At 71.0% G+C, this 13,116-nt stretch carries 10 protein-coding genes; 4 read left to right on the top strand and 6 right to left on the bottom strand.

Annotated features, from left to right (window positions below; genetic code table 11):
- Positions 1-195 precede the first annotated feature (195 nt).
- Entirely contained in the window at positions 196-1,683 is a 1,488-nt protein-coding gene (locus tag AB4091_RS11305) for a sensor histidine kinase (protein WP_442291839.1), read from the top strand.
- 113 nt (positions 1,684-1,796) lie between these two features.
- Here AB4091_RS11305 and AB4091_RS11300 read toward each other — a convergent pair whose 3' ends face one another.
- On the bottom strand, positions 1,797-2,045 hold the full coding sequence (locus AB4091_RS11300) for a WhiB family transcriptional regulator (RefSeq protein WP_045188353.1): 249 nt from the start codon (positions 2,043-2,045) through the stop codon (positions 1,797-1,799).
- Between the two features lie 355 nt (positions 2,046-2,400).
- Here AB4091_RS11300 and AB4091_RS11295 point away from each other — a divergent pair, with 355 nt between their 5' ends.
- A complete protein-coding gene (locus tag AB4091_RS11295) occupies positions 2,401-2,823 on the top strand; it encodes a hypothetical protein (RefSeq protein ID WP_442291838.1) in 423 nt (140 codons plus the stop codon).
- On the opposite strand, the gene AB4091_RS11290 is transcribed toward AB4091_RS11295, so the two are convergent.
- The 5 genes from AB4091_RS11290 to AB4091_RS11270 all read right to left on the bottom strand — a co-directional run bounded on the left by AB4091_RS11290 (position 2,816) and on the right by AB4091_RS11270 (position 10,154).
- The gene (locus tag AB4091_RS11290) at positions 2,816-3,688 is read right to left on the bottom strand and encodes a GDSL-type esterase/lipase family protein (RefSeq protein WP_442291837.1); all 873 of its coding nucleotides are present in this window, start codon (positions 3,686-3,688) and stop codon (positions 2,816-2,818) included. The two genes, AB4091_RS11295 and AB4091_RS11290, sit on opposite strands and share 8 nt — an antisense overlap.
- A gap of 3 nt (positions 3,689-3,691) precedes the next feature.
- On the bottom strand, positions 3,692-3,868 hold the full coding sequence (locus tag AB4091_RS11285) for a DUF6104 family protein (RefSeq protein ID WP_442291836.1): 177 nt from the start codon (positions 3,866-3,868) through the stop codon (positions 3,692-3,694).
- A gap of 214 nt (positions 3,869-4,082) precedes the next feature.
- Positions 4,083-8,018 (bottom strand): multifunctional oxoglutarate decarboxylase/oxoglutarate dehydrogenase thiamine pyrophosphate-binding subunit/dihydrolipoyllysine-residue succinyltransferase subunit, encoded by a 3,936-nt coding sequence (locus AB4091_RS11280; protein WP_442291835.1) that lies wholly within the window; start codon positions 8,016-8,018, stop codon positions 4,083-4,085.
- Positions 8,019-8,208: 190 nt separating this feature from the next.
- Positions 8,209-9,009 (bottom strand): ABC transporter permease, encoded by an 801-nt coding sequence (locus tag AB4091_RS11275; protein WP_442291834.1) that lies wholly within the window; start codon positions 9,007-9,009, stop codon positions 8,209-8,211.
- Positions 9,006-10,154: an ABC transporter ATP-binding protein gene (locus AB4091_RS11270; protein ID WP_442291833.1), complete on the bottom strand. Its 1,149-nt coding sequence runs from the start codon at positions 10,152-10,154 to the stop codon at positions 9,006-9,008. The genes AB4091_RS11275 and AB4091_RS11270 overlap by 4 nt, the downstream gene beginning before the upstream one ends.
- A 229-nt stretch (positions 10,155-10,383) precedes the next feature.
- Here AB4091_RS11270 and AB4091_RS11265 point away from each other — a divergent pair, with 229 nt between their 5' ends.
- Together AB4091_RS11265 and AB4091_RS11260 are read left to right on the top strand one after the other, a co-directional pair.
- Positions 10,384-11,805: a hemolysin family protein gene (locus AB4091_RS11265; protein ID WP_442291832.1), complete on the top strand. Its 1,422-nt coding sequence runs from the start codon at positions 10,384-10,386 to the stop codon at positions 11,803-11,805.
- Positions 11,802-12,839, top strand: coding sequence for a hemolysin family protein (locus tag AB4091_RS11260; protein ID WP_442291831.1), 1,038 nt, complete (start codon positions 11,802-11,804; stop codon positions 12,837-12,839). Before AB4091_RS11265 ends, AB4091_RS11260 begins: the two co-directional genes overlap by 4 nt.
- Positions 12,840-13,116 lie beyond the last annotated feature (277 nt).

The following is a 13,116-nucleotide window of genomic DNA, read 5'->3' as shown; positions in this document are numbered from 1 at the left end:
CGAGCCCGCTGCTCAGGCGGGTCTGAGGGAGCGGGGCGTGGTGGTGCGAGCGGCGTCGGCGGCGGGAGCCGAGCGCTGGGAGTGGGCGTCAGGGCATACTCCCGCCGACGCTCCACGCCGCGAGCATCGCCATGCCCCGCTCCCGATCCCGACACCGTCGACGGGCAACTGCACCCGGCTCACTAGGCTCGTCCCGTGGCAACCCTGAGCGAGCTCCTGCGCGGGCGGACCGACCTGCCCGACCACGACGTCGAGTGGCTGCAGCTGCTCGTGGGGGACTGGCAGCTCGTCGCCGACCTCTCCTTCGCCGACCTCGTGCTCTGGGTCCGCTCGCTGAGTGACCGGTGGGAGGCCGTCGCGCACGTGCGCCCCACCACCGGCCAGCTCGTCTTCGTCGAGGACCAGGTCGGTCGGGTCGCCGACCCGGGACGCACCCGCGACCTGCTCGACGAGGCGGCCGCCGAGCAGCGGATCCTGCGGGTGCGCCAGGTGGTCGTGCCGCACGACCCCGGACCCGACCAGGCCGTACGCGAGGAATACATCCCCGTCGTCCGCGGCGGGCACGTCGTGGCCGTGATGACGCGCCACACGAACCTCTGGACCACCCGCACGCCCAGCCGCCTCGAGCTGACCTACCTGGCCACGGCCGATGCCCTCTGCCGCATGGTGACCGGCGGCGAGTTCCCGCACAGCGGCGCCCCGACCGGCCTGCGACGCGGCGCCCCGCGCGTCGGCGACGGGGTCATCCGTCTCGACGTCGACGGCGTCGTCACCTACGCCAGCCCCAACGCCGTCTCGGCGCTGCACCGGCTCGGGCACCTCGGCGAGGTCGTGGGCGCGAGCCTGGCGCAGATCGTCACCGACAACGTGCGCGAGTCCTACCCCGTCGACGAGGGCCTGCCGCTCGTCGTCACCGGCCGTCAGCCGTGGCGCACCGAGGTCGTGGCCGGGGGCACCACGGTGTCGATGCGGGCCATCCCGCTGACCGAGGCCGGCCAGCGGTTCGGAGCGATCGTGCTGATGCGCGACGTCGGCGAGCTGCGCCGGCGTGAGCGCGAGCTGATGACCAAGGACGCGACGATCCGCGAGATCCACCACCGCGTGAAGAACAACCTGCAGTCGGTCGCCGCCCTGCTGCGCCTGCAGGCGCGGCGCCTTCCCGACGGCGAGGCGAAGGTGGCCCTGGCCGAGGCGGAGCGACGCGTCGGCACCATCGCCATGGTCCACGACCAGCTGAGCCAGGGTTTCGACGAGACCGTCGACTTCGACGGCATCGCGCAGCGCGGCCTCAACGCCGTCGTCGAGGTCTCGGCCAACGGCGCACCGGTGCACACGGTGACGCAGGGGTCGTTCGGCCGCCTGCGGGCCGAGGACGCCACGTCGCTCGCGATGATCATGAGCGAGCTCGTGCAGAACTCCATCGAGCACGGTCTGGGTGACGCCGGGGGAGAGGTGCGCATCGCGATCGAGCGGCACGCCGACGAGCGGGGCCAGCCGATGCTCGTGGTGTCCGTCGAGGACGACGGCAAGGGCATCGACCCCGAACGGCGTCCCGGCTCGGGGCTCGGCACCCAGATCGTGCAGTCGCTCGTCGGTGACCTGCAGGGTCGCATCACCTGGGAGCCCGTGACGCCGCACGGCACGCGCGCGCGGTTCACGGCGAGCCTGCGCCCGATCAGCTGAGCTCCGTCACGACCGACCGCGCGCGACCGGGAGCATCACGGGCAGCATCACGGGCAGCCAAAAGCCCGGCGACCGTGACGGCCACCGGGCTTGCGCACGAGGGTCGTGTGGGCTCAGCCGGCGCGGCGGGCCCGTGCGTTGCGACGCTTCAGGGCGCGGCGCTCGTCCTCGGAGAGGCCTCCCCAGACGCCGGCGTCCTGGCCGGACTCAAGGGCCCACTTGAGGCACGTGTCGATGACCGGACAGGTCCGGCACACGGCCTTCGCCTCCTCGATCTGCAGGATGGCCGGTCCGGTGTTCCCGATGGGGAAGAACAGCTCCGGGTCGGCATCCAGGCAGGCAGCGCGGTCGCGCCAATCCATGTGGATCGTGCTCCTTCATGTGTCGTGTTCGGCACCTAGCGCCCGGGTTGTCGGTCGCGGTGCATGTCCTCGGGCGCCAGCGTCGTTGTCGGAGCCTGGTCATGGTGTCGGGGGGTGGTCATCGGGGGATGACCCCCTGACCAACGGAAACGCGCACGAAGTTGTTCCGTACGCGTCGTGGACCATGTACCAGTGTGACCGGCAACCGTGTCCGTGTTCAACGCCGTGGGCGCTGGTCACACCAAGGATTGAGTCTATCGGCAGACGGCTCCCAGTTCCATACCTCGGGCGGCCCAACCGGGCGTCGCAGGGGAGCGACGGCGGGTGGTGGGCCCCCTGTCGTTAGGCTGCGACGGTGACCGAATCGATGACTCCGAGTCGTCAGGTGGGCCGATCCCACCGTGCCGCAGCCGTGCTCACGTTCGTCGAGGCGCTGGTCGTCCTCGGCTTCGCGGGGTTCTACGTCTACGAGATGGTGACGGGTGCCACAGACGACCTGACGCGGGCGGCCACGTCAGGAGCCCTCATCCTCGTCTTCGGGCTGGCCCTGCTGGCCCTGGCCCGCGCCTGGGGCCGCGCCTCACCGTGGGCCCGCACCCCCACGGTGCTCTGGAACGTCCTGCTGCTGCCCGTCGCGTGGTCGCTGCACGAGTCCGACCGCGACGGGGTCGCGCTGGGCGTCGCAGCCGTCGCCGTCGCGAGCATCGTGGCCGCACTGTCGAGCCCCGCCAGGCGCGATCAGGACGGCGCGGGCGACGACTCCGACGTCGTCAGCTGATCGAGAGCCAGTCGTTCCAGCCGTTGTGGAGCACGAGCCACGCGATGAGGCCGTAGCCGGCCTGTCCCGGGTGTGAGCGGTCGGGGCTCGCCGCGAGGTCGGCCATCCACTGGTCGTGCGTGGCGAGTGGCCGGTAGCAGTCGACGTAGGTGATGCCGCGGCGTGCGCAGACGTCGGCCTGGGCCTCGGCGAGGGACTCGATGCGGCGGTTGAGGTCGTCGTCGAGGGTCGGCGTCAGGCCGACCACGAAGACGCCGATGCCGGCGTTGGTGGCCTCGTCGAGCACGTTGGCGAGGTTGAGCCTGGAGCGGGCCATCGTCATGCCGGACAGCACGTCGTTGATGCCCACGGACAGCACGAGCCGACGCTCGCTGCGGCCCTTCCAGCGGGGGTGGCACTCGGAGCCCCAGCGAGCAACGACGTCGCCGGAGGTGTTTCCACGCACCCCGAGGTTGTATGCCGTGAGGTCGAGCTCCGGGTGCTGCGTGCGCGCCACGACGCGGCCGACCCAGCCCAGGCCCTTCGGGTCGCCGTAGCCGGCTGTCATCGACGCGCCGACGAAGACCATGCCCACGTCGCGCAGGCCCTCGGCGACGGTGAACTCGGCGCTCGGTGTGTAGTAGGGGTCGTCGGCGACGGGCGGGGCCGCCGACGAGCTCGCCGCCGCCGGTGTCGAGGTGGCCGATGACACGTCGTGGGGCTCGGACGGCGCGGTGTCGTCGGTGGCCGGCGCGGCGGCATACCTGCCCGGTGCCTCGTCGGTGAACTGGGTGTGGGACGAGGGGTAGGCAGGGCCCACGCCGTAGGGCTCCCGCGGGGCCTCGGGAGACTGGGTGGCCTGCGGCCCGGTGGTGCGGTCTCTCACTGCTCAGTCCTCGTCGTCGTCCAGCCGCGCGAGCCATGTCGCGAGTCGCTCGATGGGCACCTCGAACTCGGGGTTGAGGTCGACGAACGCGCGCAGCTGCTCGGCCAGCCACTCGATGGTGACCTCCTCCTCGCCGCGACGGGCCGCCAGCTCCTCGATGCCCCTGTCGGTGAAGTACACGTTGGGAGGTTATCGCGAGTGGCGGGTGCCCTGGCGGAGGCGGGCCGGTGAGCGGTCGCACGGGTGGTCGACCGCTCACCGGGAGATGCCTGCGCCGGGAACGACGGAGGGACCCCGCCGTGGTGGCGGGGTCCCTCGTGTCATTGCCCGTGTCATTGCCCGTGTCATTGCCCGGTCCTTGCCAGGTCGTGCCCGCTGCCCGGGCGTCGTCGGGTCAGCGCCCGAACGCGCGCTCCATCAGCTCGGCCTGCTCGAGGGCGTGCTTCTTCGACGAGCCGGTGGCCGGCGATGCCGCGGCCTTGCGCGCGACGACGCGCCATGGACGGGTCTCGCCCATGCCGCAGAGGTCCTCGTGGAGCCACTGGGCCATGAGCGGCCACGCACCCTGGTTGCGCGGCTCGTCCTGGACCCAGACCAGCTCGGCGCCGGGGTACTTCGCGACGGCGTCGACGATCTCCTGCTCGGGGATCGGGTAGAGCTGCTCGACGCGCACGATCGCGGTTGAGGTGTCGCCGCGCTTCTCACGCTCGGCGTCGAGCTCGTGCACGATCTTGCCGCTCGCGAGGAGCACGCGCGTGACGTCCTTGGTGACGCCCTCGTGGTCGGCCAGCACGGGCTGGAAGCCGCCCTGCGTGAACGCCTCGACCGAGCTCGCCGCCGCCTTGCTGCGGAGCATCGACTTCGGGGTGAAGACGACGAGCGGCGTGCGGGGCCGGGCGTACGCCTGACGGCGCAGCAGGTGGAAGTAGCTCGCGGCCGTCGACGGGTAGGCCACGGTCATGTTGTTCTCCGCGCACAGCTGCAGGTAGCGCTCGATGCGCGCCGAGCTGTGGTCGGGACCCTGGCCCTCGTAGCCGTGGGGAAGGAGGAGCACGACCGAGCTGCGCTGGCCCCACTTCTGCTCGGAGCTGGAGATGAACTCGTCGACGATGGTCTGCGCGCCGTTGCCGAAGTCGCCGAACTGCGCCTCCCACAGCACGAGGGCATCGGGCCGCTCGACCGAGTAGCCGTACTCGAAGCCCATCGCGGCGTACTCGGACAGCAGCGAGTCGTAGACCCAGAACCGGGCCTGCCCCTCGCCGAGGTACAGCAGCGGCGTCCACTCCTCCGCGGTGTCCTTGTCGATGAGCACGGCGTGGCGCTGGACGAAGGTGCCGCGGCGGCTGTCCTGGCCGGCGAGCCGGATCGGCGTGCCCTCCTTGAGCAGCGTGCCGAAGGCGAGCAGCTCGGCCATCGGCCAGTCGATGCCGCCGTCGTGCACCATCTGGGCGCGCTTGTCCATGAGCTGCTTGAGCTTCGGGTGGATCGTGAAGCCCTGCGGCGGGTTGGCGAACGTCTCGCCGATGTGGACGATCTCGCTGGCCGGGACGCCCGTCTCGGTGGCCGAGCGCACAGGGGCCTCGTCGTCGAGCACCTGGGCCGTCGGGCGCTCGAGACCGGCGTTGTCGGGGGCGTCGGAGTCGCGACGATCGGCGGGCGCCGGACCGCCGGCGGCCTGCGCCTTCTTGGCCTCACGGGTCTCGACGAAGACGCGCTCGAGCTGCTGCTGGTAGTCGCGCAGTGCGGCCTCGGCGTCCTCGACGCTGATGTCACCGCGGCCGATGAGCGACTCGGTGTAGAGCTTGCGCACCGAACGCTTGGCCTCGATGAGGTTGTACATCAGCGGCTGCGTCATCGACGGGTCGTCGCCCTCGTTGTGACCACGGCGGCGGTAGCACACCATGTCGACGACGACGTCCTTGTTGAACTCCTGGCGGAACTCGTAGGCGAGCTCGGCCACGCGCACGCACGCCTCGGGGTCGTCGCCGTTCACGTGGAAGATCGGCGCCTGGATCATCCGCGCCACGTCGGTCGAGTAGACCGACGAGCGCGAGCTGCTCGGCGAGGTGGTGAAGCCGACCTGGTTGTTGATCACCACGTGGATCGTGCCGCCGGTGCGGTAGCCGCGCAGCTGCGAGAGGTTGAGCGTCTCGGCCACGACACCCTGGCCGGCGAACGCCGCGTCGCCGTGCAGCAGCACGGGGAGCACGGTGAACGACTCGCCGGCGAGGTTGAGGCGGTCCTGCTTGGCGCGGACGATGCCCTCGAGCACCGGGTTGACGGCCTCGAGGTGCGACGGGTTCGCGGCGAGGTAGACCTTGGTCTTGCTGCCGTCCTCGGAGACGAACTCGCCCTCGGTGCCGAGGTGGTACTTCACGTCGCCGGAGCCCTGGACGGACTTGGGGTCCTGGGTGCCCTCGAACTCACGGAAGATCTGGCCGTAGGACTTGCCCGCGATGTTGGCGAGCACGTTGAGACGGCCTCGGTGCGGCATGCCGATGCAGACCTCGTCGAGGTTCTCGCTGGCCGCGCGGCACAGGACACGGTCGAGCAGGGCGATGACCGACTCGCCGCCCTCGAGCGAGAAGCGCTTCTGACCGACGAACTTGGTCTGCAGGAAGGTCTCGAAGGCCTCGGCGGCGTTGAGGCGGCGCATGATGCGCATCTGCTCGTCGCGGTTGGCCTTCTCGTAGGGCCGCTCGACCTTGTCCTGGATCCACTTGCGCTGCTCGGGGTCCTGGATGTGCATGTACTCGATGCCGACGGTGCGGCAGTACGAGTCGCGCAGGATGCCGAGGATCTTGCGCAGCTTGAGGAACGGGTAGCCGCCGAAACCGCCGGTGGCGAACGTGCGGTCGAGGTCCCAGAGCGTCAGGCCGTGCGTGGTGATGTCGAGGTCGTGGTGCCGGCGCTGCTTGTACTCGAGCGGGTCGGTGTCGGCCATCAGGTGACCGCGCACGCGGTAGGCGTGGATCAGCTCCTGGACGCGGGCGACCTTGTTGATGTCGTCGTCGTGCGAGCTGTCGATGTCCTGGATCCAGCGCACCGGCTCGTAGGGCAGGCGCAGCGACTCGAAGATCTCGTCGTAGAAGTTGTTCTTGCCGAGGAGCAGGTCGTGCATGATCCGCAGGTAGTCGCCGCTCTGGGCGCCCTGGATGATGCGGTGGTCGTAGGTCGAGGTGAGCGTCAGGATCTTGCTCACGGCGTTGCGGTTGAGCGTCTCGGTGCTCGCGCCCTGCCACTCGGCGGGGTAGTCGAGGGCGCCGACACCGATGATCGCGCCCTGCCCGGCCATGAGGCGCGGCACCGAGTGGACGGTGCCGATGCCGCCGGGGTTGGTCAGCGAGATCGTCGTGCCCTGGAAGTCCTCGACGGTGAGCTTGTTGGCGCGCGCCTTGCGGACGATGTCCTCGTAGGCGGTCCAGAAGTGGACGAAGTCCATCTCCTCCGCCGACTTGACCGACGGGACGACGAGGGTGCGGCTGCCGTCGGGCTTCTGCAGGTCGATGGCGAGCCCGAAGTTGACGTGGGCGGGCTGCACGAGGGCCGGCTTGCCGTTCACCTCGGTGAAGCCGTTGTTCATCTCGGGCATGATCGCCAGGGCCTTGACCATGGCGTAGCCGATGATGTGGGTGAAGCTGACCTTGCCGCCGCGCGACCTGGCCAGGTGGTTGTTGATGACGACACGGTTGTCGATGAGCAGCTTGGCCGGGACGGCGCGCACGCTCGTCGCGGTCGGCACCGACAGCGAGACCTCCATGTTCGACACGACCCGCGAGGGGGCCCCGCGCAGGGGCGTCACGACGTCCTCGTTGACCGGGCCGGTGCCCTTGACGGCCGGGATGTCGCGCGGCTTCGGTGCCTCGGCGCCGGGCTCGCCCTTCGGCTCGCTCTTGGGCTCGCTCTTGGGCTCGGTCTTGACCTCGGTGCGGGCTGCCGTGGGCGCAGCGGTGGCCGGAGGCTGGGCAGCGGCCTTGGGCTGGGCAGCGGCCGTGGGCTGGGCGGCGGCCGTGGGCTGGGCGGCGGCCTTGGAGTCGATGGTCGCCGGCGTCTTGGCGGGGCTGCCGTTCGTCGAGCCGTTGGTCGAGGGCGCTGCCGGCGCGGGAGCGCTCGCGGGCTCGGGCTTGGTCGCGGTCGCCGTGCGGGTCGGGGCCGCCGTGGTGGTCTGGCTCGTGTCGGCCTCACCGGGCCGGTAGTCCTCGAAGAACCCCCACCAGGCCTTGTCGACCGACGACTTGTCGGTCAGGAACTGCTGGTAGAGCTCGTCGACGAGCCATTCGTTCGGCCCGAACGCTGCAATCGGGTCACCGGACGTGGACTGATCGGACACGGCGAATGCGCCTCTTTCGTTTGGCTTGGGAGCGACGTTGCGTATACAGGGGTCAAGCCTAGCCCTGAACGCCCTGATACCCGACGGCGGCTCGGATGTCGAGCCGGGGCGTCGGCGAGGGCTTTGTCACGTTGACACGAGCAGTGCCGCCGGACGCCCGCCGGACGCCCGGCCAGCCGCTCGACCGGCCTCAGCTGATGTCGCTGCGCAGCGTGCGCCACGTGCCGAGACCGGCCATCACGACGGCATACGCGATGAGCACGAGCGCACCGGCCCACCACGACAGCTGCTGGATGGGCCGTCCGTCGAACCCGCCGCTCGTCGCCTCGACCATGGCGCTCGTCGCCCGGCTCGGGAGGTATGGCGAGATGCTCTTGCCCCATTCGGTGAGGGCGAGGACCAGGCTCAGCACCGGCTCGACGATCCAGGCCACGGCGACGGAGATGAGCAGTGCAGCGATCTGGTTGGGGATGAGGATGCCGGCGCCCAGTCCGATCAGGGCCCAGAGGCCGAGGACGAGCAGGCAGAGGGCCAGGGTGCGCCAGATCGACGTGTCGGCAAAGGGCGCGATGCCCTTCGAGCTGAGCACCAGCGACCCGGCACCGACGGCGCCGGCCAGCGAGAGCACCCCGTAGAAGGCACCGACGACGAGGAGCGCGGCCACCTTGGCGGCCATGACCCGACCGCGCCGCGGGATGGCCAGGAAGGTCGCGGTGACGGTCTGGTGGCGGTACTCGGAGCCGATGGTCAGCACCCCGATGGCCAGCGTCAGCAGGTAGCCGACCTGCAGGCCCCCGGTGAAGACGGCCTTGGCGATGGCGGCGTCGGTGCGCGGCGCGACCGCACCCTGGGGCCCTTGCACGGCGTCACTGGTGAACACGAACGCGAAGAGCACCGCGAAGGCTGCCCCGCTGAGCAGCACGGCGATCGCCATGCCCCACCAGAGGCGCGTCGTGAAGAACTTGCGCAGCTCGGCGCGCACGGCGGTCATCGTGCGCCTCCGTCTCGCCCGCCGTGGTGGCTGGGGTCGTGGTCGTGGTCGAGGTCGAGGTCGTGGTCGGTGCTGGCGGCGGCGCCGGGCTCGGCCAGCAGGGCGGGGTCGATCGGCGGCCCGCTCGGTGGAGGAAGGTCGGTCGGCGTCCCGGCCGGCGTCCCGGTCGGAGTCCCGGCAGGGGTACCGGCTGGAGGCACGTCGCCCGTTCCGGGTTGGGTGAGCAGGTTGCGGTTGCGGAACTCCTCGCTCTCGGTGAGGTTGAAGAAGAGCTCCTCCAGGTGGGTCTGCTCGGACCGCAGCTCGTGGATCGCGACGTCGCTGGCGTGGGCGACGTCGCCGACGGTCGCGAGATCTTCGGTCGTGACCCGGAGGCCGGGACCCGCGGGAGTCACCGTGAGCCCGCGACGGCGCAGCCCCTCGGCCAGCCGGTCGGGGTCGGACGTGCGGACGTATGCCGTGGGGTTGCCGCGCAGCTCGGTGACCGTGCCCTGGGCGACCCTCTTGCCGTTGGCGATGATGACGACGTCGTCGACGGTCTGCTCGACCTCCGAGAGCATGTGGCTCGAGATGAGCAGGGTTCGCCCCTGGTCGGCGAGGTGGCGCAGGAAGCCACGCAGCCAGCGGATGCCCTCGGGGTCGAGGCCGTTGGCCGGCTCGTCGAGGATGATGACGCGGGGGTCGCCGAGCAGTGCGGCCGCGAGGCCGAGCCGCTGGCGCATCCCCATCGAGTAGCCGCCGGCACGCTTGCGGGCCGCTGCGGGGATGCCGACGAGCTCGAGCAGCTCGTCGACGCGCCGGTCGGACACACCCGCGACCGCGGCCTGCACGCGCAGGTGGTTGCGCCCGGTGCGGCCGGGGTGGAAGTTCGTGGCCTCGAGGGCCGAACCGACCACCGTGAGCGGGTTGGGGATGTCGCGGTAGCGGTGACCGTCGATCGTCGCGGTGCCGGCGGTGGCGCGCACGAGGCCGAGCAGCATGCGCAGCGTCGTCGTCTTGCCGCTGCCGTTGGGCCCGAGGAAGCCGGTGACGCGTCCCGGCTCGACGTCGAAGTCGAGGTGGTCGACCGCGGTGAACGAGCCGAAGCGCTTGGTCAGGCCGCGCACCTCGATGCGACCGCCGAACTCAGGTCGTGCGCCTGCCACCGTGCCCTCTTTCGCTCGCCCCGCCGAGTCACCCTGATGCGCCCAACTCAACCACACGGCGCACAGCGGCCACAGGCAGACCGGCACACCCGGATCGGCGTGGGCCGGGTGTGCCGATGACCGAGGGCTCGGGTCGCCGCGCCGCTGCTCCCGCTCCCTATAGTGGGCCCACCATGACGTCCATCCGAGCCCAGGTGCGCTCCGTCCCGACCCGACTGGCGGCGCGACCGTGACCGAGTGGCTTCTCGTCCTCGGCGCCGTGCTGCTGACGGCGGGGACGGCCGTCTTCGTGGCCGCCGAGTTCTCGCTGGTCGCGCTCGACCGGCCGACGGTGCAGCGCGCCATCGACGAGGGCGACTCGCGCGCGCGCGTCGTGCTCCAGTCGCTGAAGCAGCTCTCGACCCAGCTGTCCGCAGCGCAGGTGGGCATCACCATCACGACGCTCGTCGTCGGCTACCTCGCGCAGCCCTCGATCGGTGTGCTCGTCGCCGGGCCGCTCACCAGCCTCGGCCTGGGGGACGCGGCGGTCGAGGCGGCCTCGAGTGCGCTCGCCCTGCTGCTCGCCACGGTCTTCTCGATGGTCTTCGGCGAGCTGCTGCCGCAGTTCCTCGGTATCTCGGCACCCCTCGCGACCGCCAAGGTGGTGGCGCTCCCCGTGCGTGTGTTCGCCACCATCGCGAAGCCACTCATCGTCGTGCTCAACGGGTCGGCCAACGGATTCCTCCGCTCGCTCGGCATCGAGCCGCAGGAGGAGCTGTCCGGTGCCCGCACCCCGCAGGAGCTCGCGAGCCTCGTGCAGCGCTCGGCGGAGGCCGGCACGCTCGACGTCACCACCGCACGCATGCTGACCCGCTCGCTCGGCTTCGGCGAGCGCACCGCCGACGACGTCATGACACCGCGGGTGCGCTGCACCGGCATCCACCGTGACGAGTCCGCCGACGACGTGCTCCGCCTGTCGCGGCGCACCGGCCACTCACGGTTCCCCGTGCTCGGCGACGACTGGGACGACGTCGACGGCGTGGTCCACGTCAAGAAGGCGATGGCCGTGCCGCACGAGCGCCGCAAGGACGTGCCGGTCTCGGCCCTGATGTCCGACCGACTCGTCGTACCCGAGACCATCCGGCTCGACCCGCTCCTGCGGCAGCTGCGCGAGGGCGGCTTCCAGATGGCCGTCGTCGTGGACGAGTACGGCGGCACCTCGGGGATCGTCACACTCGAGGACGTGGTCGAGGAGATCGTCGGCGAGGTCTCCGACGAGCACGACCGCAGCAGGCAGGGCGGCCGCGAGCTCATCGACGGCTCGTGGACGGTCCCGGGGCTGTGGCGCCCTGACGAGGTGCGCGACGCCTTCGACGCCGACGTGCCCGACGGGCACACCTACGAGACGATGGGCGGCTACGTGATGCACGTGCTCGGCCGGGTTCCCGTGGTCGGAGACGTGGTCGGCCTGCCCGGGTGGCGCATCAACGTCGTCGGCATGGAAGGGCGCCGGGTCGACCGGCTCCGCTTCGTGCCCGATCCCGACTCCCTGCCCTCCGCGGGCGACGCCGAGGGCGGGCACCCGGGTGCCGACGGGCAGCGCGACCGAGCCGCCGGAGAACACCCGGGCGGACGGCATACGTCCTCGGGCGACGAGGGGGAGCGGTCGTGAACGGGCCGTGGGTCTACGTCATCTCGCTCTTCCTGCTTCTGGGCAACGCGTTCTTCGTGGGCGCGGAGTTCGCCGCCATGGCCGTACGCCGGTCGACGCTCGAGCCGCTCGCCGACGCCGGCAGCAAACGGGCGGTGGCGTGCCTGCTCGCGCTCGAACGGCTCGGCTCGATGCTCGCGACGGCCCAGCTCGGAATCACGGTGTGCTCCGTCGGTCTCGGTGCCCTCGCAGAGGCGGCGCTGCACCACCTGCTCGAGCCCGTCTTCCACGCCTGGGGACTCTCCGAGGCCTGGGCCGGTGGGGTCGCGCTGGCCCTCGCCCTGCTCATCGTCAGCTACCTGCACGTCGTCGTCGGCGAGATGATCCCGAAGAACCTCGCCATCGCCGGGCCCGACCGCGCAGCGCTCGTGCTGGTGCCGCCGCTCTTCTTCATCTCACGCGCCCTGCGCCCGATCGTGCACGCGATGGAGACCGTCGCGAAGGCCCTCGTCCGGCTCTTCCGGGTCGAGCCCAAGGACGAGATCACCTCGGCCTTCACCGTCGAGGAGGTCGCCCACATCGTCGGTGAGTCACGCCGCGAGGGGCTCATCGAGGAGGAGCGCCACGGGCTCGTCGCCAAGACCCTCGAGTTCTCCGACAAGCTGGCCCACGACGTGGCCGTCGGCGTCACCGAACTGACGACGGTGCAGCTGGGCGCGACGCCCGCCGACATCGAGCGGCTCGTCGCCAAGCAGGGCTTCTCGCGCTACCCCGTGTGCGACGCGGCCGGTGAGATCGCCGGCTACATCCACCTCAAGGACGTGCTCTACGCCGACGACGAGCGTCACGAGCAGCCCATCCCACCCAAGCGCATCCGCCGCCTGGCCACGGTGCGCGACGGCGACGACATCGAGGACGTCCTCGCCACCATGCAGCTGAGCGGCGCGCACCTCGCGCGGGTCATCGACGCCGATGCCGCGGTGACCGGCGTCGTCTTCCTGGAGGACGTCCTCGAGGAGCTCGTCGGCGAGGTCACGGACACCACGCAGCGCTGACGCCCGCCGAGGGCGGCTCGGCGGGCGTCAACCGGTGGCACGCGGCCACCGTGGTGATGACGCCGGTCCGGGGAGGGCGGAACGACCGGGTCACCGTTCGGGGGAGTCGGTGGGGATGGGGGTGACGGACGCCCTCGGCCGGGTTCTGCCCTCTGCACCCGGTATGTCCAAGGGTGGGCGGTGGCGCTGACACCGGCAACACCCATCGTCGGCAGAACCCCTCCCCAAGATTTGGGGGAAACGCCTCCCACCTCGCCCCGGCCTTGTGATAATTGCG

It is taken from the genome of Terrabacter sp. 2RAF25 (assembly GCF_052115265.1).
GTDB lineage: Bacteria > Actinomycetota > Actinomycetes > Actinomycetales > Dermatophilaceae > Terrabacter.
Note: the sequence above shows the minus strand (reverse complement) of the source record. Positions and strands in the feature narration are given on the sequence as shown.